Origin of the sequence: Micromonospora rubida (assembly GCF_009908295.1) — a bacterium.
In the GTDB taxonomy this organism is placed as follows: domain Bacteria; phylum Actinomycetota; class Actinomycetes; order Mycobacteriales; family Micromonosporaceae; genus Micromonospora; species Micromonospora rubida.
In genome coordinates, this window is sequence record NZ_JAAALO010000002.1 from 1,048,958 (window position 1) to 1,072,021 (window position 23,064).

22 protein-coding genes are annotated in these 23,064 nt (G+C 74.7%); 9 read left to right on the top strand and 13 right to left on the bottom strand.

Annotation, left to right across the window (positions count from 1 at the left end):
- Positions 1 to 27: 27 nt before the first annotated feature.
- Entirely contained in the window at positions 28 to 840 is an 813-nt protein-coding gene (locus GVV04_RS09320; protein ID WP_161686519.1) for a phosphatase PAP2 family protein, read from the top strand.
- A gap of 30 nt (positions 841 to 870) precedes the next feature.
- Positions 871 to 1,578, top strand: coding sequence for a phosphatase PAP2 family protein (locus GVV04_RS09325; RefSeq protein WP_161686521.1), 708 nt, complete (start codon positions 871 to 873; stop codon positions 1,576 to 1,578).
- 25 nt (positions 1,579 to 1,603) lie between these two features.
- Here GVV04_RS09325 and GVV04_RS09330 read toward each other — a convergent pair whose 3' ends face one another.
- From GVV04_RS09330 to GVV04_RS09355, 6 genes are read right to left on the bottom strand one after another with little or no spacing between them, the layout of a single operon-like run.
- Positions 1,604 to 2,782 (bottom strand): MarP family serine protease, encoded by a 1,179-nt coding sequence (locus GVV04_RS09330; RefSeq protein ID WP_161686523.1) that lies wholly within the window; start codon positions 2,780 to 2,782, stop codon positions 1,604 to 1,606.
- A 57-nt stretch (positions 2,783 to 2,839) separates the two neighbouring features.
- Complete coding sequence (locus tag GVV04_RS09335; RefSeq protein ID WP_161686525.1) at positions 2,840 to 3,538, bottom strand: NUDIX hydrolase; 699 nt, start codon at positions 3,536 to 3,538, stop codon at positions 2,840 to 2,842.
- Complete coding sequence (locus tag GVV04_RS09340; RefSeq protein WP_161686527.1) at positions 3,535 to 4,188, bottom strand: TlpA family protein disulfide reductase; 654 nt, start codon at positions 4,186 to 4,188, stop codon at positions 3,535 to 3,537. The genes GVV04_RS09335 and GVV04_RS09340 overlap by 4 nt, the downstream gene beginning before the upstream one ends.
- Complete coding sequence (gene nth, locus GVV04_RS09345) at positions 4,185 to 5,036, bottom strand: endonuclease III (protein WP_201753024.1); 852 nt, start codon at positions 5,034 to 5,036, stop codon at positions 4,185 to 4,187. The genes GVV04_RS09340 and nth overlap by 4 nt, the downstream gene beginning before the upstream one ends.
- 44 nt (positions 5,037 to 5,080) lie before the next feature.
- Complete coding sequence (locus GVV04_RS09350; protein WP_161686531.1) at positions 5,081 to 6,244, bottom strand: CapA family protein; 1,164 nt, start codon at positions 6,242 to 6,244, stop codon at positions 5,081 to 5,083.
- Between the two features lie 55 nt (positions 6,245 to 6,299).
- On the bottom strand, positions 6,300 to 7,001 hold the full coding sequence (locus GVV04_RS09355) for an adenosylcobinamide amidohydrolase (protein ID WP_161686533.1): 702 nt from the start codon (positions 6,999 to 7,001) through the stop codon (positions 6,300 to 6,302).
- Positions 7,002 to 7,218: 217 nt separating this feature from the next.
- On the opposite strand from GVV04_RS09355, the gene GVV04_RS09360 reads away from it, so the two are divergent.
- The gene (locus GVV04_RS09360; RefSeq protein ID WP_161686535.1) at positions 7,219 to 7,896 is read left to right on the top strand and encodes a Crp/Fnr family transcriptional regulator; all 678 of its coding nucleotides are present in this window, start codon (positions 7,219 to 7,221) and stop codon (positions 7,894 to 7,896) included.
- Between the two features lie 206 nt (positions 7,897 to 8,102).
- On the opposite strand, the gene GVV04_RS09365 is transcribed toward GVV04_RS09360, so the two are convergent.
- The 7 genes from GVV04_RS09365 to GVV04_RS33915 form a co-directional block, all read right to left on the bottom strand.
- Positions 8,103 to 8,660, bottom strand: a complete 558-nt coding sequence (locus GVV04_RS09365) for a hypothetical protein (RefSeq protein WP_161686537.1) — start codon at positions 8,658 to 8,660, stop codon at positions 8,103 to 8,105.
- 36 nt (positions 8,661 to 8,696) lie between these two features.
- Positions 8,697 to 9,890 (bottom strand): ABC transporter permease, encoded by a 1,194-nt coding sequence (locus GVV04_RS09370; protein ID WP_161686539.1) that lies wholly within the window; start codon positions 9,888 to 9,890, stop codon positions 8,697 to 8,699.
- On the bottom strand, positions 9,887 to 10,627 hold the full coding sequence (locus GVV04_RS09375; RefSeq protein WP_161686541.1) for an ABC transporter ATP-binding protein: 741 nt from the start codon (positions 10,625 to 10,627) through the stop codon (positions 9,887 to 9,889). The genes GVV04_RS09370 and GVV04_RS09375 overlap by 4 nt, the downstream gene beginning before the upstream one ends.
- The gene (locus GVV04_RS09380; protein ID WP_161686543.1) at positions 10,627 to 11,856 is read right to left on the bottom strand and encodes an efflux RND transporter periplasmic adaptor subunit; all 1,230 of its coding nucleotides are present in this window, start codon (positions 11,854 to 11,856) and stop codon (positions 10,627 to 10,629) included. The genes GVV04_RS09375 and GVV04_RS09380 overlap by 1 nt, the downstream gene beginning before the upstream one ends.
- A gap of 46 nt (positions 11,857 to 11,902) precedes the next feature.
- Entirely contained in the window at positions 11,903 to 13,597 is a 1,695-nt protein-coding gene (locus GVV04_RS09385; RefSeq protein ID WP_201753255.1) for a sensor histidine kinase, read from the bottom strand.
- Positions 13,598 to 13,674: 77 nt separating this feature from the next.
- Positions 13,675 to 14,394: a response regulator transcription factor gene (locus GVV04_RS09390; RefSeq protein WP_161686812.1), complete on the bottom strand. Its 720-nt coding sequence runs from the start codon at positions 14,392 to 14,394 to the stop codon at positions 13,675 to 13,677.
- Between the two features lie 130 nt (positions 14,395 to 14,524).
- The gene (locus tag GVV04_RS33915; RefSeq protein ID WP_161686547.1) at positions 14,525 to 15,838 is read right to left on the bottom strand and encodes an efflux RND transporter periplasmic adaptor subunit; all 1,314 of its coding nucleotides are present in this window, start codon (positions 15,836 to 15,838) and stop codon (positions 14,525 to 14,527) included.
- Between the two features lie 288 nt (positions 15,839 to 16,126).
- Between GVV04_RS33915 and GVV04_RS09400 the strand changes: the two genes are divergently transcribed.
- From GVV04_RS09400 to GVV04_RS09425, 6 genes are all read left to right on the top strand, one after another.
- Positions 16,127 to 16,732, top strand: a complete 606-nt coding sequence (locus GVV04_RS09400; RefSeq protein WP_161686549.1) for a hypothetical protein — start codon at positions 16,127 to 16,129, stop codon at positions 16,730 to 16,732.
- A gap of 141 nt (positions 16,733 to 16,873) precedes the next feature.
- On the top strand, positions 16,874 to 17,617 hold the full coding sequence (locus GVV04_RS09405) for a metallophosphoesterase family protein (protein WP_161686551.1): 744 nt from the start codon (positions 16,874 to 16,876) through the stop codon (positions 17,615 to 17,617).
- Positions 17,618 to 18,206: 589 nt separating this feature from the next.
- Entirely contained in the window at positions 18,207 to 18,812 is a 606-nt protein-coding gene (locus tag GVV04_RS09410; protein ID WP_161686554.1) for a TetR/AcrR family transcriptional regulator, read from the top strand.
- A 106-nt stretch (positions 18,813 to 18,918) separates the two neighbouring features.
- On the top strand, positions 18,919 to 19,749 hold the full coding sequence (locus GVV04_RS09415; protein WP_161686556.1) for a TIGR03084 family metal-binding protein: 831 nt from the start codon (positions 18,919 to 18,921) through the stop codon (positions 19,747 to 19,749).
- Positions 19,746 to 21,422, top strand: coding sequence for an acyclic terpene utilization AtuA family protein (locus GVV04_RS09420; protein WP_161686558.1), 1,677 nt, complete (start codon positions 19,746 to 19,748; stop codon positions 21,420 to 21,422). The genes GVV04_RS09415 and GVV04_RS09420 overlap by 4 nt, the downstream gene beginning before the upstream one ends.
- A gap of 28 nt (positions 21,423 to 21,450) precedes the next feature.
- A complete protein-coding gene (locus GVV04_RS09425; protein ID WP_161686560.1) occupies positions 21,451 to 23,052 on the top strand; it encodes an acyl-CoA carboxylase subunit beta in 1,602 nt (533 codons plus the stop codon).
- Positions 23,053 to 23,064 lie beyond the last annotated feature (12 nt).

The window sequence follows — 23,064 nt, forward strand, 5'->3', positions numbered from 1 at the left end:
CGGCGCCCGGCCGGGTAGGGATGCGGGATGAGTACGTCCGGTCAGCACACCCCCGGGTCGACGTCCCCGTCGTGGCGGGCCCGCCGCCTCGACCAGGACCGGTCGCTGGGGCTGCGGCTCACCCTCGCCGCCGCCGCTGCCTTCCTGGTCCTGGTGCCGTTCGCCCTGCTCGCCCTGCTGGTGCTGGGTTCCTGGGCGCCGCTGCACCGGCTGGACGCCTCGGTGACCCACGCCCTGCACGGGTACGCCGTCGACCATCCCGCCTGGGTGGGATTCCTGACCGTGTGGACCCACGCCTTCGGCCCGGGCCCGCTGCGGGTCGCCGTGCTCGCCGTGGTGGTGTGGCTGTTCACCCGGCACGCCCCGCGGCTGGCCTGGTGGGCGGTCACCACGATGGCCGTGGGCGGGCTGCTCAACGCGCTGCTCAAGCTGCTGGTCGGCCGGGACCGGCCGGACCTGCTCGACCCGGTGGCCCGGGCCGCCGGGTACTCGTTCCCCTCGGGGCACGCGCTGAACGTCACCCTGGCCGCCGGGGTGCTGCTGCTGATCTTCCTCCCGTACGCCCGGGAGCGTCCCGCCGCACGGTGGACGCTGTGGGCCGCCGCCGTCGTGGTCGCGGGCCTGACCGGGGTGAGCCGGGTGGCGCTGGGCGTGCACTGGACCAGCGACGTGGTCGGCGGCTGGCTGCTGGGTGCTGCGACGGTGGCCGCCACGACGGCCGCCTTCCGCACCTGGCGGGCCCACACGGGCCGCCGCCCGTCGCACCCGGCGACGGAGGGCGTCGAGCCCGAACTGGCCGACGGGGCGGGCCTGCCGGGTCCGGGCGGCGGTCAGGCGTAGCGACAGACCCGGTCGGGTACTGGCGGGGCCATGTCCGATGTGCTGGTTCAGAGCCTCAAGCGGGTGCTGCTCCCCGTGGGCCTGCTGCTCTCCGTCATGGTGCTGCTCGGGGCACTCGTCACCCGGGTGTTCGAGCGCACCTGGCCGTTCACCGTCGAGGACGCGGTCAACCGCGAGCTGGCCGCCGACCGCACGGAGGGCTGGAACGGTGTCTCGCTGGTGTTCAGCACGCTGGCCAGCACCCCGGCCATCGTGCTGGTCACCGTGATCGTGGCGGTGGTCCTTCGGCTGGTGCTGCACCGCTGGCGGGAACCGGTCTTCCTGTGCGCGGCGGTCAGCGCGCAGGCCCTGGTCTTCCTGTTGACCACGATGGCCATCGACCGCCGCCGCCCGGCGGTCGAGCACATGGACACCTCCCCGCCCACCTCCAGCTTCCCGTCCGGGCACACCTCGGCCGCCGTGGCGCTCTACGTCGGCATCGCGGTGCTGCTGGCCCTGCGGGCGCGCAGCGCCCCGGCGAAGGTCGCCTTGTGGACGCTGCTGGTGCTGGTGCCCGTCGGCGTCGCGCTGACCCGGATGTACCGGGGCATGCACCACCCGAGCGACGTGGTGGCGTCGTTCCTCAACGGCGGCACCTGTGTGCTGATCATGGCGCGGGCGGTGCTGGACCGCGGGGTGCGGTGGGGCCGGGAGAAGCTGCCCGCCGCCGGCCGGACGGCCAAGGTCCCCGCAGCCTGACCGGGGCCGCGGGCCGCTGGCCGGGTCAGGTGCAGTCGCCGGTGCCGACGGCGCGGGTGCGCTCGGCGCCGGCCAGCGCCACCGGGCGGGCCTCGGCCGCGGTCACCGCGAAGCCGGTGTTCGGGTCGTCCGCCGCCGCCGCGAAGATCACCCCGAGCACCAGGCCGTTCGAGGAGAGCAGCGGGCCGCCGGAGTTGCCGGAGCGGACCAGCGCCCGGATCGTGTAGATCTCCCGGGTGACGTCGCCCGAGGAGTAGATGTCCGGCCCGGTGATCCGGTCGACGTCCCGCACCCGGGCCGACTGGGCGTTGTACGGCCCGTCCAGCGGGAAGCCCAGCACGACCGCGTCCGCCCCGCTGCCCGCGTTGCTGGCGGCGAAGCGCAGGGACGGGCCGGGCAGGCCCGGCACCCGCAGCACGGCCAGATCCCGGTCGGGGTCGTAGACGACGACCTCCCCGTCGTACCGGTTGCCGTCCAGCTCCACGGCCACCGACCGGGTGCCGGCCACCACGTGCGCGTTGGTCATCACCCGGTCGTCGGCGTACACGAAGCCGGAGCCCTCGATGCGGCGGGCGCAGCTCGGCGCGGAGCCCAGCACCTTGACCACCGAGCGCCGGCCGTTGGCGACCACCTGGGAACCGGCGAGCGCCGGGTCGGGCGGGTCGACCTGCCGGGCGCGGGTGGGCGCGAGGTCACCGAAGACGTCCGGAAAGCCGTTCGTGTCGACCGTGTCCCGCAGCGCGTTGGACAGCTCCTGCGCCTTGTCCGGCAGCACCCGGTCGACCACGGTGAGCAGCGCGCTGTTGCGCACCGAGGAGGCGAGCCAGGGCAGCGACGACGAGCCCAGCGGCACGGCCACCAGCCAGGCCACCAGCATGACGGCGACGAGCGAGACGAGCGCCCCGCCGATGTCGTCGGCCCGCCTGCCGACTTCGCTGGTGATCGTCTGGCGCAGGTGGGAGCCGACCCAACCGGCCAGCGCCTGGCCCACCACGGCCAGCCCGAAGACCGCGACGAGGGAGATCAGTACGCGGGCGCCGCTGTCCGTGAACTGGCGGGCCAGCAGCGGGCCGACCTGGAGGCCGACCAGGGCGCCCAGGAAGAAGCCGGAGAACGACAGCACCCCGATGACGAAGCCCTGACGGTATCCGCTGATCGCGAACACGAGCATGAGCAGTAGCAGGACGAGATCCACGGCGGACACGCCCCAAGGGTACGGGCACCGGGCTCGGCGGCGGACCGCTGCTCGCGGAACGTGACGTCAGGTGAGCGGGCCGGCCATCTCGTCGACGGAGTCGGTGCCGGCCGACGGCGCCGGGGCGGCACCGGTGGGCGGCAGGTCCACGACCCGGTCGCGCGGCCAGGGTCGGGCCCAGCCGCCCATCTCCAGCAGGGTGGCGAGCACCCCGGCGGTGAAGCCCCAGACCAGCATGCCGCGCGCCGAGAAGGCCGGGCCGATCCAGCCGCTCGGGTGGCGTACCCGCATGCGGTTGGCCGGGTCGACGAGTTCGGCGACCGGCAGCCGGGCGACGTGCGCGACCTCCGCCGGCTCCCGGGGGTGCACCGGGTGCGGCCGGTGCCACCAGCCGAGCACCGGGGTCACCACGAAGTCGCTGACCGGGATCCACAGCTTCGGCAGCTCGGCCAGCACGGTGACGCTGGCCGGGTCGAGGTCGACCTCCTCGTTGGCCTCCCGCAGCGCGGTGGCGGCGAAGTCCACGTCGGTCGGGTCGGCCGCCCCGCCGGGGAAGGCCGGCTGCCCGGCGTGGTTGCGCAGGGTCGCGGCGCGCTGGAGGACCAGCACGTCCGGGCCGGCCCCCGGCTCCTCGGCCAGCAGCACCAGCACGGCGCTCTCCCGACCACCGCTGCTCGGGGTGGCGATCCGGGTGAAGTCCTCGGCCCGCGCGGTGCCGAGCCGGGCCAGCAACGGGTCGATCCAGGGCGGGGGCTGCCGGGTCACGCGGACACCTCCAGCCCGAGGTGTCGGCGGACCAGCTCGGCCAGGCGGGCGTCGTCCAGCGCCCCGGACGCGTCGACGTGCCGGACCCGGCCGTCGGCGTCGACGAACACGGTCAGCGGGATGGCGTTGCGGTTGAGCCCCCGGCTCAGGCTGTCGCCCTGGTCGAACAGGACGGGGAAGCGGATGCCGAAGTCCTCGCCGATCGACTGGGCGGCGTCCCGGGCGTCCCGGGCGTTCACCCCGACCACCTGGAGCCGGCCGGCCGAGCGCTCGCTGAGCCGCTGGAAGGCGGGCAGTTCCTTGCGGCAGGGCCCGCACCAGGACGCCCACAGGTTGATCACGGCCGGCCCCCGGACGTCCGGCAGCGCGACCGGGTCGCCGCCGGTGAAGCAGGGCAGCGTCAACTCGGGCAGCACCGACCCACCGGCCGACGCAGCCCCGGATGCAGTCGGCGTCGGGGTGGCTGTGGCCGGCGCGGACCCGGGAGGGGTGGCCGTGGCCGGCGGCGCGGTCAGGGCCGCGCAGGCGGCGAACGGCGACGGCCGGGTGTTCTTCCGGGGCCCGGGCGGCTCCGGGTCGCCGGTCGAGGCCGTGCAACCGGCGGCGAGCAGGGCCAGCGGCAGGAGGAGGGCGGCGAGGCGACGCGTCACGGCACCTCCGCCACGACCGCCTGCTGCGGCACCAGCTCCGGGTCGACGCCTGCTGCGGCGGCCAGGTCCCGCGCCCGGGGACCCTTGAGCAGCTTCGCGGCCGGGGCCGGCTCGGTCGGGCCGGTGCCGTACGACGGGCAGAGCTTCGCCAGAGTGCAGGCCCCGCAGGCCGGCTTGCGGGCGTGGCAGACCCGCCGGCCGTGGAAGATGATCCGGTGCGACAGCATCGTCCAGTCGCGCTTCGGGTACATCGCGCCGATCGCGTGCTCGATCTTGACGGGGTCGGTCTCGTCGGTCAGCCGCCAGCGGTGCACCAGCCGCTGGAAGTGGGTGTCGACGGTGATGCCGGGGACGTCGAAGGCGTTGCCGAGGATGACGTTGGCGGTCTTGCGGCCGACCCCGGGCAGCGTGACGAGGTCGGCGAGCTTCCCCGGCACCCGGCCGTCGTACCGCTCGACGAGGGCCCGGCCCAGCTTGATCAGCGAGTCGGTCTTGTTCCGGTAGAAGCCGGTGGGCCGGATCAGCTCCTCCAGCTCCGCCCGGTCGGCGCCTGCGTAGTCGGCTGCCGTCGGGTACCGGCTGAACAGCTTCGGGGTGACCTCGTTGACCTTCTTGTCCGTGCACTGCGCGGACAGGATCGTGGCGACGGCCAGCTCCAGCGGGTTGGTGTGGTCCAGCTCGCAGTGCGCGTCGGGGTGGGTCTCGGCCAGCACCCGGCCGATCTTCCGGGCGCGGCGCGTGCGGCCGAGTTCGGTCTCGGTGGCTCCGGGGGGACTGGTGGTCACGACGGAAAGCCTACGTCGACCCGGTGACGGTTCGTCGTGCGCACACCGGTGGCGCGTCACCATGCGGCGGGTGCGGCCCGGTCACCCGGGCGGGTGACGCCGCCCGGTCATCCCTCGGTGATCCGGCCCTTGTCGTCGAACCGCGCGCCGGTCTGCGGGAAGTCCGTGTTGCTGAGCTGCTTGACCAGGCCGAGGCCCCGGTCGTCCGGGTCCATGGTCGGCTTGCCGATCGAGTTCATGTACGTCGAGGTGAACGACCCGCCGGCGAAGCTCCCGTCCGGCTTGAGTGACACCTTGAGCACGCCGCCCCAGCCCAGCCGGCCACTGTTGCTCAGCGAGTTGCCGCCGCCGGCGAAGTTGCCGAGGCTGTAGGCGATCAGCCGGCCCTGGTAGAACTCCATGCCGCGCAGCACGTGCGGGCCGTGGCCGACGATCAGGTCCGCCCCGGCGTCGATCATGGCGTGGGAGAACTTCACCGGGTCGCCCCGGTTCTCGCCGAGGAACATCTCGGTGCCCGGCCGGACCCGGGTCTTGTCGGCCCCCTCGCCGCCCATGTGCACCTGCACCACGACCAGGTCGGCCATGGTGGCGGCCTTCTTGACCACCGCGCGGGCGGCGTCGATGTCGACCAGGCTGTTGGACCAGACGTACGACGAGAAGCCAGCCACGGCGATCTTGACGCCCTCGACCTCGACCACGGTGATCTGGTCGGGCGCGCCGGTGTGCGCCAGGTCGTACTTCTCCAACGCCCGCTGGGTGTTCTGGTAGCCCTTGGGGCCGTAGTCGTACCCATGGTTGTTGGCCTGGTTGAGCAGCTCGAACCCGGCGTCGCGCAGGTGGGCGGCGTACTCCGGCGGGGCGCGGAACTGGAAGCACCGGGTCGAGTTCGCCCCGCACTTGCCGGTGCCGGTGTCCACCGTCAGCGGCTCCTCCAGGTTGCCCATCACCAGGTCGGCGGCGAGGGCGTCCTTGACCGAGTCGAAGAACCCCTTCCCGCCGCCCGGCGGGAGCCGGTTCGGCGCGTTGCCCATGATGATGTCGCCGGTGGCGGAGAGCGAGACGCTCTTCGCCTCGCCCTTCGGCGTGCCGGACGAGGTCGGGGCCGGGGCACCGGTCGTGCCGGTCCGGCCGCCCTCGCTCCCGGGTTGCCAAACCGGCCCGTCGTCGACGGGTTGTGCGCAGCCGGCGACGAACAGCGCGGTGAGCAGCACTCCGAGGGCGAACGTGGCCCGTCGGCGTGAGCGGATTCCGGAGGGGGCGGCAGCATACATCGCCCGCGACCCTACCGGCCGGACAACGCGCTGACGATGGCCGATCGGTCGAACTTCAGGCCGTACGTCGTTGTGACCACGGGACCACGAGACCCGCCCCGCCGGCCAGCACGGCGGCGTGCACGGCCCGGGCCAGCGGCGCCCCCCAGGTGGAGCGGGGCCCGCCGTACGCGGCCGGGGCCCCGTCGACCGGGCAGAGCACGGTGACCGCGTCCGTGGGGGTGCCGGTGCCCGCCAGCCCCAACTCCCGGATCGCCTGCACCTTCGCCTCGGTCGCGGTGGCCACCGCGTTGACCAGCGCGGCATCGCCGAGCCGGACGGGCACCTGGATCACGATGTTGACGGTGCCGACCCGCGCCCCGGACTCGGCGGGCTCGACCGAGGCGGGCTCGACCGGAGCGGGCTCGACCGGAGCGGGCTCGGCGGCCTGGAGCGGGGTGCCCAGCCCGACCGTGGCCCAGACCCGTACCCCGGTGTCGGTCCTGGCGACCACCTCGGCGACGTCGACCCCGGTCAGCAGCCCGACGCCGGGCCCGTCCAGGCCGAGCTGGCCGGCCAGTTCGGCCAGGTGCTCCGCCGGGTCGTCCCGGTGGTACGACATCGGCACGGTCGCGTTGACCACCCAGTTCCGTACACCCATCCCACCGCCGAGCGGCGCGGAGCTGACCGCGAGCAGCGGCCGGTCGGCACGCCAGACGAGCAGCGGTACGTCCCACCCGTCCTCGTGGCGGCTGGTCAGGGTCGGCTCGGTCAGCACGCCGCAGACCCTACGTCCCGGGCGCGTCGAGGGTGGCCGGGGCCCTCCGGACCGGCGATCATAGTGGTTGATCAGGCCGGGCAGGTTACATCCAACGATCAAGATTCCAGGGGTGCACCTCTGATTACCGCTCACGTGCGCCTAGACTGGCCGAGCGCGAGGGATCAGCGGACGGCGGACCCGGCCGACGGACGGCACGCGTAGGCGGAGGTGCGCGATGGACGAGGTACTGGCCCGCAGCGGGATCTTTCAGGGAGTCGACCCGGAGGCTGCCGAGGCGCTCGCCAAGGAGATGGAGACGATCGAGGTCCGCAAGGGCGAGGTCGTGTTCAACGAGGGCGAGCCCGGCGACAGTCTCTACATCCTCCTGTCCGGCAAGATCAAGGTCGGGCGGCGTGCGGCCGACGGCCGGCAGAACCTGATCGCCGTGATGGGCCCGTCGGACATGGTCGGCGAGCTGTCGCTCTTCGACCCGGGTCCCCGGACGGCCACCGCCACCGCGGTGACCGACACCCGGATGGTGCGGCTACGCAAGCAGGCCCTGCGTCCGTGGCTGAACAACCGGCCCGAGATCGCCGAGCAGCTGCTGCGGGTGCTGGCCCGCCGGCTGCGCCGGACGAACGACTCGCTGGCCGACCTGATCTTCACCGACGTGCCGGGGCGGGTCGCGAAGAACCTGCTCCAGATGGCCGGCCGGTTCGGCACCCGCGACGGCGGCGTGCTGCGGGTGACCCACGACCTGACCCAGGAGGAGATCGCCCAGCTCGTCGGCGCCTCCCGGGAGACCGTCAACAAGGCGCTCGCCGACTTCGCCTCGCGCGGCTGGCTGCGGCTGGACGGCAAGAGCATCATCATCCTGGACCCGGAGCGCCTGGCCCGCCGCGCGCGGGTCTGACAGCTCCCCGCCCGGTCTGCCCAAGGCGGCACCGCTGAACCTTCCGGCGCACCGGGGCCACGCTCCCGGTGCGCCCGCTGGGCGAGGGTCCTCGCCGACGTCCGGATCCTGACCTGCGGGCACACCCACCTGCCGGCCGCCCGGCTGATCCACCGGCGTCGGGTGGTCGGCCCGGGCAGCAGGGCCCGGGGCGGGAATCGGGTCGGTCAGCCCTCGGCAGTGACGGTGGCGGCGGTCACCGCGCCGTCCGCGCCAGCCTCACCCTGCACGGTGACGCTGACGGTCTGCCCCTTCTTGATCGCCGTCAGCTTGCTCGCCCGGCTCGTCCGTACCCTGGTGGTGTCGGTGGTGCGGACCGTGACCACGGTGCCGTCGGCGGTCTCGACGTACAGGGCGTCGCCGTCGACGAGCTGCACGGTGCCGGTGGTCGTCGACCCGGCCGCCGCGCTCGGCGTACCCGCGCCGGACTGGCCGCGCCCCGCGCCCGGGGCCGCACTCGGAAGCCTCGCCGGGAAACCGCCGGAGCGCCCCGAGGCAGCGGTGGCCGGCCCCGGATCACCCCAGCGTTGCTGCACCTGCACCCCGCCGAGGAAGCCCGTCAGCACCAGCACGAGCGCGCCGAGCACGAGCGTGGCCCGGTTCCACCAGCGGCGCGGGGCGGCTGCGGCGAGGGCGGCGGTGAGGTCGCCGTCGGGCTCCGTCGGCCCGGCCGAAGCCGGGTCGACACCGACCCGGTCGATGACGACGGTCTCGCTGTTGTCCATGTCTGGTCCTTGCCTTGTCGGGCCTGTCGGGGCCACCTACTCGTAGCGCAGGGCGTCGATGGGGCGCAGCCGGGCCGCGCGGGCCGCCGGCAGTCCGCCGAAGAAGAGGCCGATGACGACGGAGACGCCGAGGGCCAGCACGACGGAACTGGGCACGATCACCGGCCGGATGCCGACGATGGTGAACTGGGAGCCGACCACGGCGGTGACCACCCCGAGGGCACCCCCGAGGAGGCTCAGCAGGGTCGCCTCGATCAGGAACTGGGTGAGTACGGCCCGGCGGCGGGCGCCGAGGGCCTTGCGGATGCCGATCTCCCGGGTCCGTTCGGTGACCGTGACCAGCATGATGTTGGTAATGCCGATCCCGCCGACCAGGAGGCTGATGGCCGCGACCGCGCCAAGCAGCACGGTGAACGTGTCGGCAGTCTCCGTCTGGGTCTGCAGCAGCTGCGCGGCGTTCTGGATCCGGTACGCGGCACTGCCCGACCCGGTGGCCGGCAGCCGCCGCGCGAGGATGGCGGAGACCTGGGCCTGCGCGGCGTCCACCCGGTCCGGGGCGGCGGCCTCGACGAGGATCGAGCTGAGCGCCCCGTACCCGGTGAGCACCTCCCGTACGGCGCTCAGCGGGGCGACGGCGATGTCGTTGGCGTCCTGGAAGCCGGTCGAGCCCTTCGCCGCCAGCACCCCGACGACGGTGAACAACGCCCCGCCCGCCCTGACCTGCTTGCCGACCGGATCGGTGCCGGGGAACAGCTCGTCGGCGACAGTCCGCCCGACAACCAGGACCCGGCGGGCCTGCGCCTCGTCGTCGGCGGTGAACGCGGCGCCGTCGGTCAGGGGCGAGTTGGCCGCGGCGAACCAGCTGGGCCGGGTACCCACGAACTGGCCGACCTCGTGGTCGGTGCCCTCGTAGGTCAGGGTGGTGGAGACGCTGGCGAGCGGGGACACCGAGCGCACATCGGGGGCGAGCACCGGATCGGCGAGCGCGTCGGCGACCTCGACGGTCAGGCCGCCGGAGCCGGCGGTCCGGTTGGCGCCGGTGATGGTGAGGGTGTTGGTGCCCAGCGCCTCGATCCGGTTGGTGATCGCCTGCGCGGAGCCGTTGCCGACGGCGACGAGCAGGATCACCGCCGCCACACCGATCAGGATGCCCAGCATGGTCAGCGCCGAGCGCAGCTTGTTGGCCGCCACGCCACGCAGGGCGAACCGGATGGTCTCCGTGAGGCTCACCGGCCAACCCCCGCAGTGTGCCGCCCCGGCTGGTCCTGCCGCTCGTCCGAGTGGACCTGCCCGTCGCGCAGCCGGATGAGCCGCCGGGCCTGGGCACCGACCTCCGGCTCGTGGGTGATCAGGACGATCGTCCGGCCGGCGGCGTTGAGTAGGTCGAAGACGGCCAGGATGTCATCGGTGGAGCGGCTGTCCAGGTTGCCGGTCGGCTCGTCGGCGAGCACCAACGCCGGCTCGGTGACCAGCGCGCGGGCGACGGCGACCCGCTGCTGCTGCCCGCCGGAGAGCTGGTTGGGGTGGTGGTCGGCGCGATCGGCCAGCCCGACCGCGTCCAGCGCGGCGAGCGCCCGCCTGCGCCGGGCTGGCCCCCGGACCCCGCCGTACGCCAGCGGCAGCTCCACGTTGGCCACCGCGCTGGTCCGGGGGATGAGGTTGAACGCCTGGAACACGAAGCCGATGAGCCGGTTGCGGACCAGGGCGAGCTGCCGGTCCGCGAGCTGGCCGACGTCGACGCCGTCGAGCAGGTAACGGCCGCCGGTAGGCACGTCGAGGCAGCCGAGAATGTGCATCAGGGTGGACTTGCCGGAGCCGGACGATCCCATGATCGCCACGTAGTCACCGGCCTGCACCGTCAGCGACACCCCCCGCAGGGCGTGCACCGCCGCGGCGCCCTCGCCGTACACCTTGGTCAGCGCGCGGACGTCCAGGACGGGGCGGCGCGGCGTGCTGGCCGGGTCCATCAGCCGGTCCTCGTTCCGGTCCGAGGGCCGCCCTGTCCCCCGCCGGGGAGACCGCCCTGCCTCCCGCCGCCGGGGAAGCCGCCCCCGCCGGTCGCGCCGCCGCTGCTGCCGGAGGTGGTGGTCTCCGGCAGGACGACCCGCTCACCCTCGGCCAGTCCGGACGTGACCTCGTACGCCTGGTCGCTGGCGAGACCGACCTGCACCTGCCGGATCTCCTGGCCGGCGTCGGTCAACACGGTGACGGTACGCCGGCTGCCGCTGCCGCTGACCGCCGCCGGGTTGACCAGCAGCACGTCCTCGGCGGTGCCGGTGACGACGCCGACCTGGACCGTCTGCCCCGGCTTCGCGTCGGCGGGCAGTTCGTCCAGGCTGATGGTCACCCCGTAGGTGACCACGTTGTTGGCGGTGGTGGCCTGCGGGTCAACGGTCACCAGCTTGCCGGTGGCCGTGGCGCCCCGCAGGGCGTTCCAGGCGACGGTGGCCGGCTGGCCGGCCTTGAGTTCGGTGGCGTCCGCCTCGGCGACGGCGGCGGTGACCTGGAGCCGGGACAGGTCGGCGATGTCCACGAAGCCGGACGAGGAGTCCGACGACCCCGCGGACGTACCGCCCTGCTGCCCGCCCGACGATCCCTGCGCCGAGCCGCCAGACGAACTGCCGGACGAGCCCCCGGAGGAGCCGCCGGAGGAGCTGCCGACGGTACCGTTCACCGCGACCACGGTGCCGGCCATCGGCGCGGTGAGCCGCGTGCCGCGCACGGCGGCCTCGGCCTCGTCGACGGCGAGTTCGGCCTGGGTGACCTCGTTCTCCGCCGTCGAGGTGTCGGAGCCGGCCGCCTCGGCGCGATCCAGCGCGTCCTCGGCGGCGGCCAGGTTCGCCCGGGCCACCTTGAGGTCGCGCTGGGCGTCGGCCGCGTCCACCTCGGCGAGCAGCTGCCCCTTCTTCACCTTCTGCCCGACGGTCGCCGCGATCGAGGTGACCGTGCCGGCCGTGGCGAAGCTGGCGCTGGCGGTGGAGGCGCTCTCCAGCGCGCCGTCCGCGGTGACGGTCGCGGTCACCGTGCCCCGGGTGACCAGGACGGTCCTGGTGTCCCCGGCTGTCCCGGCCCGCGCCGGCGACTCCCCGCGCATCGACAGCCAGGCCCACCCGCTCCCGCCGGCCAGCAGCAGGACGAGGACGACGTTGACCGTCACGTAGGGCCGGCGCAGGATCGCCGGCAGGCGCACACGCATGGCGGCGATCCTGGCCGGCCGGACTGGGAGAACCTTCGACGCCACCTCAGAGCTGGCTCGGAACCGGCGGTCCGGCGCCCCCGCCCGTCCCCGCCGGACCGAGCGGGTCCGCCAGCCCAAGCGGGTCAACCGGCCCGAGCACGTCCGCCGGCCCGAGCGCGCCCGCCTGGCGGTCGGCGGCGGCGGGGAGCAGTACCCGGAAGGTCGTCCCCGCGCCGGACGCGGTGTCCAGCTCGATCCAGCCGCCGTGGGCGTGCGCGATCGACGCCGCGATGGACAACCCGAGGCCGGAGCCGCCGCCGTTGCCCCGCCCACGGCTCGGGTCGGCCCGGTACAGCCGCTCGAAGACCCGGCCGGCGTGCTCGGCGGGTATGCCCGGGCCGTCGTCGTGCACCTCGAGCACGGCGAGTCCGGCGGCGGTCGGGGTGGCCGCCGGCCCCGACCGGACCACGCGGCGGCCCGGGGCCGCGCACGCGGCGTGGTGCGGGATCGACCCGGGTACGGGCCCGCAGTCGTCCCGGCCCCGCTCGCCGCCCGCCCGGGGCACGTCACCCACGAGGGACGCGGGCAACCGGCCGACCCGGACGGTCACCGGCACGCCCGACGTGGTGTGCTGGAGGGCATTGCCGAGCAGGTTCGCGGCGACCTGCCGAAGCCGGTGCTCGTCGCCGAGCACGGTCGGCGGGTCGAACGTCTCGTCGGCCTCGGCGAGGGTGGTCAGCCGGACCCGCCGCCCGGGTGCCCGGGCGTTCGCGTCGCGGATGGTGTCGGCGGCGATCTCCAGCAGGTCGACGGGGCTCAGCGCCGGGATGCGCCGCTGGTCCAGTTGGGCGAGCAGGAGCAGATCCTCCACCAGCACCCCCATCCGCACCGCCTCGCCCTCGATCCGGCTCATCGCCTCCTCCAGCAGTGGGCCGGGCGGCAGGCCGCCGCGCCGGTACAGCTCGGCGAAGCCCCGGATCGAGGTCAGCGGGGTACGCAGCTCGTGGGAGGCGTCGGCGACGAACTGACGCAGCCGGCGGTCGGACGCGGCGCGGGCGGCCACCTCCGTGCCGATGCGGTCCAGCATCAGGTTGACGGCGGCGCCGAGCCGCCCCGGCTCGGTGTGCGAGTCGGTGTCGCGCAGCCGGCGGGTCAGGTCACCGCCGGTGATGCCCGCGACGACCTGTTCCATCCTGGTCAGCGGGCGCAGCCCCAGGCGCACCACGAACGCGGCGAGCAGCCCGAGCAGGATCAGCGCGGTGCCGGTGACGGCCGCGTCGATGAACAGCAGCCGGTCGCCGGTCCGGTTCACCTCGGCCAGGGAGGCGCCGACGACCATGACCCCGCCGTCGTCGCCCGGGTGGACGGCCAGCAGCCGCCAGCCGGCCGCGTCGTCCCCACCGGGAACCGTGTACGGGTGGCCGGTGCGGGCCTGCGCCGACACCTCGGCCAGCGGGCCGGGGTCGGGGGCGGCGTCGGTCGGCGCGCTGCTGTGGGTGGTGTCCACGCTGCCGTCGGGCCGGTATCGGACGACCATCCGGTCGGGGCCGAGCCGGGCCAGCCGGCCGGCGACGCGGGGCCCGTCGGTCGCATCGCCGCCGGTCGACGCCGCGATGTCCCCGGTCGGTGGTCCCACCGCCCCGCGCGGCCCGCCGACGAACGCTCGGGCCTCGGCGGTGAGCTGTTCGTCGACCCGTTCCAGGAGGTAGCCGCGCAGCAGGAACAGGCCGGCGGCGTTCGCCCCGATCAGGGCGAGCATGGCGAGGGCGCCGACGAGGAGCACCAGCCGGGACCGCAGCCTCCAGTGCGCCCACGGACGGACCAGGCGCGGTCGGCTCATTCGTGGCCGCGGGGCAGCCGCAGCGTGTACCCGACGCCCCGGACGGTGTGGATCAGCGGAAGCCCGGAGCGGTCGATCTTGCGGCGGAGGTAGTAGACGTACGACTCGACGATGCGGCCGTCCCCGTCGAAGTCGTAGTTCCACACCCGGTCGAGGATCTGCGCCTTGCTGACCACCCGGCCCGCGTTGGTCAGCAGGTAGCGCAGCAGCCGGAACTCCGTCGGTGACAGGTCGACGGGTTGCCCGGCCCGGCGTACCTCGTGCGCGTCGTCGTCGAGTTCCAGGTCGGCGTAGCGAAGCGGGCCCTGCGACAGCCGGGCCGCGACCGCCTCCGGGCGGCTGCGCCGCAGGATGGCGCGGATGCGCAGCACCACCTCCTCCAGGCTGAACGGCTTGGCCACGTAGTCGTCCGCGCCGGCGGCCAGCCCGGCCACCCGGTCGTCGACGGTGTCCCGGGCGGTGAGGAAGAGCACCGGCACCGGGCGGCCGGCCGCGCGCAGCCGGCGGGCCACCTCGAAGCCGTCGAGGTCGGGCAGCATCACGTCGAGGACCACGAGGTGGGGGTCGAACTCCTCCACGCCGGCCAGTGCGGCCCGCCCGGTGGCGGCCACCCGCGTTTCGTACGCGACCAGGCGCAGGGTGGCGGCGAGGAGCGTGGAGATGTTCGGCTCGTCGTCGACCACGAGCACCCGCTCGGCGCATCCGCCCTCGCCGATCGGGGTGGGCCGCCCGGTGGCTGGCCGGAGAATGTCGGTTCGCACCAGGAATGACTACCGGGCATGCCTTGACGTGAGCTGTGGCGAGTCTGTGCCCCCGCTGTCACCACGGCCCTGTTGCCGTTGTCGGTCACCAGGAGCGCAGCACCAGATCGCCGACGGAGAGCCCGGACGTGATCTCGGTGTACTGGCCGCCGCGCAGTCCCACGGTCACCGTACGTGGCTCACTGTTCGTGCCGACCCGGACGGCGCCGGTCCCCTCGGCCGTCTCGTGCAGCGCCGTGGAGGGCACCCGCAGCGCGTCCGGCACCGACCCGGTCTCGACCGTGACCGCCGCACTCTGCCCGACCAACAGGTCGTCCGGCGCGTCGGAGAAGGAGAGGACGACGCCGTAGCGGACGAGGGTGCCGTCGCTGCTGCCGACCGGGTCGACCTGGACGACGGTCGCCGGGAACGCCTGGTCCGGCTGGTCGGCGAGGGCCAGCGTCGCGTCCTGCCCCACGGCGAGGGCTGCCGCGTCGGCCTCGGGGAACGTCGCCTCGACCTGCATGGCGTAGGTGTCGGCGAGAGTGATGAGGGTGGCACCACGGGCGACCTTGCTGCCCACCTTCCCGGCGACGGACAGGACGGTGCCCCGAATCGGCGCGGTGATGGTCGTGCCCGCCAGCGCCTCCCGGGCCTCGGCGAGGGTCGCCTCGGCCTGGTTGACCCGGCGCTGCGCCGCCAGAATCAGGTCGGCGCCCCCGCCGCCGCGGGTCCCCTCTCCGGCGCAGGCGCTGCCGCCCGGCGCGGAGGTGCGGGGCGAACCGCCACCGGTGGCACCCGGGGCGCCAGTCGGCGCGCGGGTCGAACCGCCGGTGACACTCGGGGTGGCTCCCGGCCTGGTGACGGTCGCGGTCGGCCTCGGCTGGGCCGTGGCGGAGCCCGCGGGGGCGCTGGGGGTCGCCGTGGTGGTGGACTCGGGAGAGCGCCAGGCGACCGGTCGTGCGCCGGAGCCGGTCGCGCAGTCCGTCGCGCCGGTGGCATCGTCGGCGGGCGTCCTGGCTCGGGCGAGGGCGTCCCGGGCCTCGGCCAGGTCGTCCTCGGCGCGGTCCACCACGCCGGCCGCCGTGGCGGCGTCGTCGTCGGCGATCGCGGCCAGCTGCTGCCCGGCCCGTACCACGTCCCCGGGCCGGACCGCGACGGACTGCACCGTGCCGGCGACGGTGAAGGCCAGGCCACGGGTGGTCGCCGGTTGGACGGTGCCGGAGGTGGCCACCTCCGCGACAACGGGCCCCCGGTCCACCGCCACGGTCACCGCCGGGGCGGGGGCCTCGTCGGCCGTCGCGGTCAGCGCCCAGGCCCCGGCCGCCCCGAGCAGAAGCACCACGACGGCACCCGCGACACCCCGCCGGGCCCGCCGGGTACGCCGGGTACGCCGCAGCCGCTTCAGGTCGACTCCCATGACGGGCCAGTCTGCGTGGTATGGCTCGCCGCCGGCTCGGCCCGAGCTGGGAGTTGGCTCAGAACCGGCGGTGCCCGCGACGGCGGCGGCCCCACCCGCGCCCTGCGGACGGCCGGTCCACCTGCCCCGGGTACCGCCGCCCCGCACGCCCGTGCGGATGGGCCGGCCCGGATGCAGCGACCGGGCCTTCGGAGCCGGGATGCGAGGTAACTCCGAGGTGGAACCGAGCCGGCGGTGAGGTGGGGCCGCTTGGCTGGGCGGGTCCCGGAGAAGGTTGAGGAGTCCCCTGTGTCGCTGCGTGGGAAGGGCCGCCTGGTCGCGGCCACGCTGACGGTTGCCTCGTCGCTGCTGCTGTCGACCGCCTGCGGCGGCGCCGACGACACGACCGCCTCGTCCGAGCGCGGGCAGGAGGGGCAGAACGCCTTCGTCGCGTACCAGGAGTGCCTCGGCGACAACGGCGTAACGCTCCCGTCGGCTGGGCCCGGCGCCGGCGGTCCTGGCCGCACCCGGCCGTCTGGCATGGGTACGGCCCGGCCGTCCGGCATGCCCACCGCCCGGCCGTCCGGCATGGGTACGGCCCGGCCTTCGGGCGCGGCGGCGGGTGCCCGGCGGGACATGCCCGGCATGAGCCGCCCCGACGGCGTCGACGAGGCCACCTGGGAAAAGGCGCAGCAGGCGTGTGCGGCGCTGCGGCCCAGCGGCCGGCCGGAGGGCGGCGCCCGGCCGAGCGGTTCCGGCGCACCCGGCGGCGGGCAGGGCGACGGTCGCAGCGTCGCCTACCGCAACTGCCTCAGCGGTCGGGGGGTGGCCCTCGACAAGATCGACTCTGGGAACGCGGCGACGAAGGAGGCCCTGGCCGCCTGTGCCGCGGTGAGCCCTTCGCCCGCCTCCTGACCGGGCCCACCGCCGCGCCCCCGGCCAGCGGCCAGCGGCCAGCGGGCCGGGCGGGCCGGGCGGGCCGGACTGACTGGCCCGGCCCGTCTGTCCAGAGCAGAAACGCTGGACGGCGCGGCCGGCGGGCGGGACGGTGGGACGATGCTGGAACGTATCGCCGTCCTGTCCGACGTCCACGGCGCGCTGCCTCCGCTGGAGGCCGTGCTGGCAGAGCCGGACGTCGCCGCCGCCGACCTGATCGTGCTCACCGGCGACATCGCCGCCGGCCCCCAGCCCGTCGAGGTGCTGGACCTGCTCACCGGGCTGGGCGACCGGGCCTGCTGGGTGGGCGGCAACGCCGACCGTGAGCTGGTCGAGGCGCGGGCCGGGAAGCCGTCCGCGATCGAGGTGTCGAACTGGGCCGCAGGGCAGCTCCGCGACGACCAGGCGGCCCGGCTGGCCGCGCTCCCGCCGACGGTGACCCTGTCGGTCGCCGGGCTGGGTGAGGTGCTGTTCTGCCACGCCACGCCCCGCGACGACGAAGAGGTCGTCCTCGTCGACTCCCGGATGGCCCGCTGGGCGGAGGTGCTGGCCGGCGCCCCGGCCGACGTCCGGGCCGTGGTCTGCGGGCACACCCACATGCCGTTCGCCCGGCTGGTCGACCGCCGCCTGGTGGTCAACCCGGGCAGCGTCGGCATGCCGTACGGCGGCCCCGGCGCGGACTGGGCGCTGCTCGGGCCCGGGGTGCAGCTACGACGGACGGCGTTCGACGTCGACGCCGCGTGCGCCCGGGTGGTGGCGGAGTCGGGCTTCCCGGGCGCCGCCGCGTGGGCCGACGAGTACCTGCGCTCCCGGCACAGCGACGCCAACGCGCTCACCGTTTTCGGCCCCCGCGACGGCCGCTGACCCCGCCCGCCACGCCCCTGACCCGCCCACGCCCCTGACCGCTCCCCCGAGACGCGCCTACGCTCTCCCGTCCCCGTCCCCGTCCCCGCGGACTGAACAGGCCCGTCGGTCGAGCGCGAAGAGGTCCGCGCGGGCGCTATGGAGCTGCCCCGTCCATGCTCCCACCCGGCACGCCATCCGGGCACGGGACGACGGCCGCCCACCGAACACCGAACACCCGGCACCGCACGGCGACCTGCCCATCCAACGACCGCCGACCCGCTACGAAACAACGGTCCTGGCAGCCGATCACACACCCGCTACCGACGGCCCGCACGGACGCGCGCCGCCCGTCTGCGCCATCTCGTTCGGGTGCCCCGTCTGTGCGGGCAGCTCCATAGGCACGGCACAGGCCAGGCCACAGGCAGTCGGGCGGCGCCGAGTGTCGAGACGTCGAGACGTCGACGCGTCGCGGCCACACAGCCACACAGCCACGCCGCCACGCAGCCACGCCGCCACGAGGCCGGGGCAGCGACAGGGCTGGGGGCGACGGAGGCGCACCGAAAAAGTCAGTCTTGACTGTTTGTTTCTTCACCGGCACGCTGTCCCCGTGACCGCCGCATCGACCCGTGTCCCTCAGCAGGAACGCAGCCGCGCAACCCAGGCCCGGCTGCTGGAGGCGACCGTCGAGTGTCTCGTCGAGCACGGCTGGTCGGGCACGACCACCACCGTGGTGGCGGCTCGGGCGGGCGTTTCCCGGGGCGCCCAGCTGCACCACTACCCCACCAAGGCCGCCCTGGTCACCGCCGCCGTCACGCACCTCGCCGAGCGCCGGGCGCAGGAGCTGCGCATCGAGGCCGAGGCGCTGCCCGCCGGGCCGCAGCGGCTCGACCGGGTGATCGACCTGCTCGGCGCGGCGTTCACCGGGCCGCTCTTCGTCGCCGCGCTCGAACTGTGGGTCGCCGCCCGCACCGACGCCGAACTGCGCGGCGCTTTGGTCCCGCTGGAGACGCAGGTGGGCCGGGAGATGCACCGACTGACCGTCGCGCTGCTCGGCGTCGACGAACGCCGTCCCGGCGTCCGGGAGGCCGTGCAGGCAACCCTCGACCTGCTGCGCGGGCTCGGGGTGGCCAACCTGCTCACCGACGACTCGGCCCGCCGCGCCGCCCTGCTCGCCACCTGGAAACGCCAACTCGCCACCCTGCTCACCCCCTGACCGACCCAACCCGACCGCCACGCCCCAACCACCACACCCCAACCGCCACACCCCAACCGCCACGCCCTAACCAGCACGCCCTGGCCCGACCCGCCCTGGAGGCTCCATGGTCGACCGCACGGACCTGCTCACGGACCTGCTCACGGACCTGACCGACGAGTCCGGTGAGCTGGACGCCCTGGTCGGCCCCCTGCCGTCGGGCGACTGGGCGCGGCCGACCCCGGCACCCGGCTGGACGATCGCCCACCAGGTCGCCCACCTGGCCTGGACCGACCACGTCGCCCTGCTAGCCGCCACCGACCCCGGGGCGTTCTTCGCCTCGGTCACCTCGGCACCCGACCCGACCCGGTTGGTCGACGACGGCGCGGAGCAGTTCCTCGCCCCGCCGGCCGAGCTGCTGGCCCGCTGGCGGGCGGGCCGCGCCGCGCTGGTCGAGGCCCTCGCCGCCGTCCCGGCCGGGGAGAAACTTCCCTGGTACGGCACCCGAATGTCGGCCACCTCGATGGCCACCGCCCGGATCATGGAGACCTGGGCGCACGGCGAGGACGTGGCCGACACGCTCGGCGTCACCCGGGCCCCGACCGCCCGGCTCCGGCACGTCGCGCACCTCGGCTTCCGTACCCTCGGGCACGGCTTCGCGGCCCACGGCCGTGCGGTGCCGACGGCGCCGGTGCGGCTGGAACTCGCCGCTCCGGGCGGCGACACCTGGGCCCATGGCCCGGCGGACGCCGCCGACCGGGTCACCGGGCCGGCGCGCGACTTCTGCCTGCTGGTCACCCAGCGCCGGCACCGCGCCGACCTGACCCTGGTCGCCGCCGGGCCGGTCGCCGACGAGTGGCTCGACGTAGCGCAGGCGTTCGCCGGGCCACCGGGCGCGGGCCGCGAGCCACTGGCCGAGCGAGCCGAGCGGGCCAGGGCCGCCGGGGCGACCGCGTGACCGCGCCGCTGCGGGTCGGCAACGCGTCCGGCTTCTACGGTGACCGGTCCACCGCCTGGCGGGAGATGCTCGACGGCGGCGAGCTGGACGTGCTGACCGGCGACTACCTGGCCGAGCTGACCATGCTGATCCTCGGTCGGGACCGGCTGCGCGACCCCGGCCTCGGGTACGCGAAGACGTTCCTGCGCCAGCTGGAGGGCTGCCTCGGCACCGCGTTGGAGCGCGGGGTGCGGATCGTGACCAACGCCGGCGGGTTGAACCCGGCCGGGTTGGCCGCCGCGATCGGGTCGCTCGCCGACCGGCTCGGCCTCACCGCCCGGATCGGGTACGTAGAGGGCGACGCCCTGGCCCGACCGGACGCGCTCACCGCGAACGCGTACCTGGGTGCGTTCGGGATCGCCGCCTGCCTCGACGCCGGAGCGGACGTGGTGGTCACCGGTCGGGTCACCGACGCGTCCCTGGCGGTGGGGCCGGCGATCGCCCGGTTCGGCTGGGGGCGCGGCGACCTCGACGCGCTGGCCGGGGCGACCGTGGCCGGGCACCTGATCGAGTGCGGGGCGCAGGTCACCGGCGGCAACTTCAGCTTCTTCACCGAACTGCCGGACGGGGGCCGCCGCCCCGGCTTCCCGATCGCGGAGATCCACCCGGACGGCTCGTCGGTGCTCACCAAGCACTCCGGCACGGGCGGCGCGGTCACCGTGGAGACGGTCACCGCCCAGCTCCTGTACGAGGTGGGCGGCCCCGACTACCTGGGCCCGGACGTGGTGACCCGGCTGGACACCGTCGAGCTGATCGCGGACGGCCCGGACCGGGTCCGGGTCACCGGGGCCCGGGGCACGCCCCCGCCGGACACCCTGAAGGTCGGGGTGAACAACCTCGGCGGGTTCCGCAACTCGATGACGTTCGTCCTGTGCGGGCTGGACATCCCGGCCAAGGCCGCCCTGGTGCGTGGGCAGGTCGAGGCGGCCGTCGGCACGGACGGGCTGGAGTTCGTCCTGGCCCGTACCGACCACCCGGACGTGGGCGACACGGAGGCGGCGAGCGCGCTGCTGCACGTACACCTGCGGAACGGCGACAAGGGGCGGGCCGGGCGGGCGTTCTCGGCCGCCGCGGTGGAGCTGGCGCTGGCCTCCTACCCGGGCTGCACGCTGACCACGCTGCCCGGCGACGCCACCCCGTACGGGGTGTTCACCGCCGACGCGGTGCCGCAGGGCTCAGTCGAGCACGTCGCCGTCCTCCCGTCCGGCGAGCGGGTCCCGATCGCTCCCCCGCCGGCCACCCGCGCGCCGGCCCCGTCCGCGTCGCAGCCTCCGCAGGCAGGCGGGCCTGCCGCCCGCCCCGCCCGGCGGGGTGCGCTGGGCGAGTTGGTGGGGGCGCGCTCGGGCGACAAGGGCGGCGACGCGAACCTGGGCGTCTGGGCGCGTACCGACGTGACCTGGGCGTGGCTGCGCGGCTGGCTGACCGTCGAGCGGCTGGCCGAGCTGCTGCCGGAGACGGCCGCGCTGACCGTCGAGCGGTACGAGCTGCCGAACCTGCGGGCGGTCAACTTCGTGCTCCGGGGGCTGCTGGGGCAGGGGGTGGCCGCCTCCACCCGGTTCGACCCGCAGGCCAAGGCGCTCGGCGAGCTGCTCCGCTCCCGCGTCGTCGACCTGCCGGCGGAACCGAGATCATGAACGAGATCATCGCGAAGGGCATGGGCCTGTGACCACACTGGACAGCGCGCTCGACCCGTCCTCGCCGGCCTGTGCCGCCAACCGGGAGGCGCTGCTGGAACGCCTCGCGGAGCTGGACGCGGCCCTCGATCGGGCCCGCGCGGGCGGCGGCGAGAAGTACGTGACCCGGCACCACAGGCGGGGCAAGCTGCTCCCCCGGGAGCGGATCGAGCTGCTGCTCGACCCGGACAGCCCGTTCCTGGAGCTGTCGACGGTCGCCGCGTACGGGACGGACTTCCCGGTCGGGGCCAGCGTGGTGACCGGCATCGGGGTGGTCGAGGGCGTGGAGTGCCTGATCGTCGCCAACGACCCGACGGTACGGGGCGGCGCGGTGAACCCGTGGTCGCTCGCGAAGACCCGGCGGGCCGGCGAGATCGCCCTGACCAACCGGCTCCCGATGATCAACCTGGTGGAGAGTGCCGGGGCGGACCTGCCCACCCAGGCGGAGATCTTCATCCCGGGTGGCCGGGTGTTCCGCGACCTGACCCGGCTCTCGGCCGAGCGGATCCCCACGGTCAGCGTGGTCTTCGGCAACGCCACGGCCGGCGGCGCGTACGTGCCGGGGATGTCCGACCACGTGATCATGATCCGGGACCGGTCGCAGGTCTACCTGGCCGGGCCGCCCCTGGTAAGGATGGCCACCGGCGAGGTCACCGACGACGAGTCCCTCGGCGGCGCGGCCATGCACGCGTCGAGGTCCGGCCTGGCGGACTTCCTCGCCGAGGACGAGCGGGACGGCATCCGGCTGGCGAGGCAGTGCGTCCGCCGGCTCAACTGGCGCAAGCAGGGCCCGCCGCCGCGCAACCCGGTCCCGCAGCCCCCGAAGTACGACCCGGAGGAGCTGCTCGGCATCGCCAGCGCCGACCTGAAGGTGCCGTTCGACCCGCGCGAGGTCCTCGCACGGGTGCTGGACGGCAGCGAGTTCGACGAGTTCAAGCCCGCGTACGGGACGGCGCTGGTCACCGGGTGGGGCGAGCTGCACGGGTACCCGGTCGGCGTGCTGGCCAACGCCCGGGGCGTGCTGTTCAGCGAGGAGGCGCAGAAGGCGGCCCAGTTCATCCAGCTCGCCAACGCCTCCGACACCCCGCTGGTCTTCCTCCAGAACACCACCGGCTACATGGTCGGCACGGAGTACGAGCAGCGCGGCATCATCAAGCACGGCGCACTGATGATCAACGCGGTGTCGAACTCGAAGGTCCCCCACCTGACGGTCAACCTCGGGGCGTCGTACGGGGCCGGCAACTACGGCATGTGCGGGCGGGCGTACGAGCCACGGTTCCTGTTCACCTGGCCGAACGCCAAGTCGGCGGTGATGGGGCCGGCGCAGTTGGCCGGGGTGCTGTCGATCGTGGCCCGGCAGGCCGCCGCCGCCCGGGGGAACGAGTACGACGAGGACTCCGACGCCGCGATGCGGATGATGGTCGAGCAGCAGATCGAGTCCCAGTCCGGGGCGCTCTTCCTCTCCGGCCGGCTCTACGACGACGGGGTGATCGACCCCCGGGACACCCGTACCGTCCTCGGGCTGTGCCTGTCGGCGATCCACAACGGACCGGTGAGGGGCGCCGACGGCTTCGGCGTCTTCCGGATGTAGGGGGCTGCCACT

What these genes read in the sequence shown, in the direction of transcription:
- GVV04_RS09320 (WP_161686519.1), top strand. Translation starts at nt 28, where the DNA reads ATGAGTACGTCCGGTCAGCACACCCCCGGGTCGACGTCCCCGTCGTGG.
- GVV04_RS09405 (WP_161686551.1), top strand. Translation starts at nt 16,874, where the DNA reads ATGCTGGAACGTATCGCCGTCCTGTCCGACGTCCACGGCGCGCTGCCT.
- GVV04_RS09385 (WP_201753255.1), bottom strand. Translation starts at nt 13,597, where the DNA reads ATGCTCGCCCTGATCGGGGCGAACGCCGCCGGCCTGTTCCTGCTGCGC.
- GVV04_RS09375 (WP_161686541.1), bottom strand. Translation starts at nt 10,627, where the DNA reads ATGGACCCGGCCAGCACGCCGCGCCGCCCCGTCCTGGACGTCCGCGCG.
- GVV04_RS09380 (WP_161686543.1), bottom strand. Translation starts at nt 11,856, where the DNA reads ATGCGTGTGCGCCTGCCGGCGATCCTGCGCCGGCCCTACGTGACGGTC.
- GVV04_RS09415 (WP_161686556.1), top strand. Translation starts at nt 18,919, where the DNA reads ATGGTCGACCGCACGGACCTGCTCACGGACCTGCTCACGGACCTGACC.
- nth (WP_201753024.1), bottom strand. Translation starts at nt 5,036, where the DNA reads ATGGTGACGCGCCACCGGTGTGCGCACGACGAACCGTCACCGGGTCGA.
- GVV04_RS09325 (WP_161686521.1), top strand. Translation starts at nt 871, where the DNA reads ATGTCCGATGTGCTGGTTCAGAGCCTCAAGCGGGTGCTGCTCCCCGTG.
- GVV04_RS09365 (WP_161686537.1), bottom strand. Translation starts at nt 8,660, where the DNA reads ATGGACAACAGCGAGACCGTCGTCATCGACCGGGTCGGTGTCGACCCG.
- GVV04_RS09360 (WP_161686535.1), top strand. Translation starts at nt 7,219, where the DNA reads ATGGACGAGGTACTGGCCCGCAGCGGGATCTTTCAGGGAGTCGACCCG.
- GVV04_RS09350 (WP_161686531.1), bottom strand. Translation starts at nt 6,244, where the DNA reads ATGTATGCTGCCGCCCCCTCCGGAATCCGCTCACGCCGACGGGCCACG.
- GVV04_RS33915 (WP_161686547.1), bottom strand. Translation starts at nt 15,838, where the DNA reads ATGGGAGTCGACCTGAAGCGGCTGCGGCGTACCCGGCGTACCCGGCGG.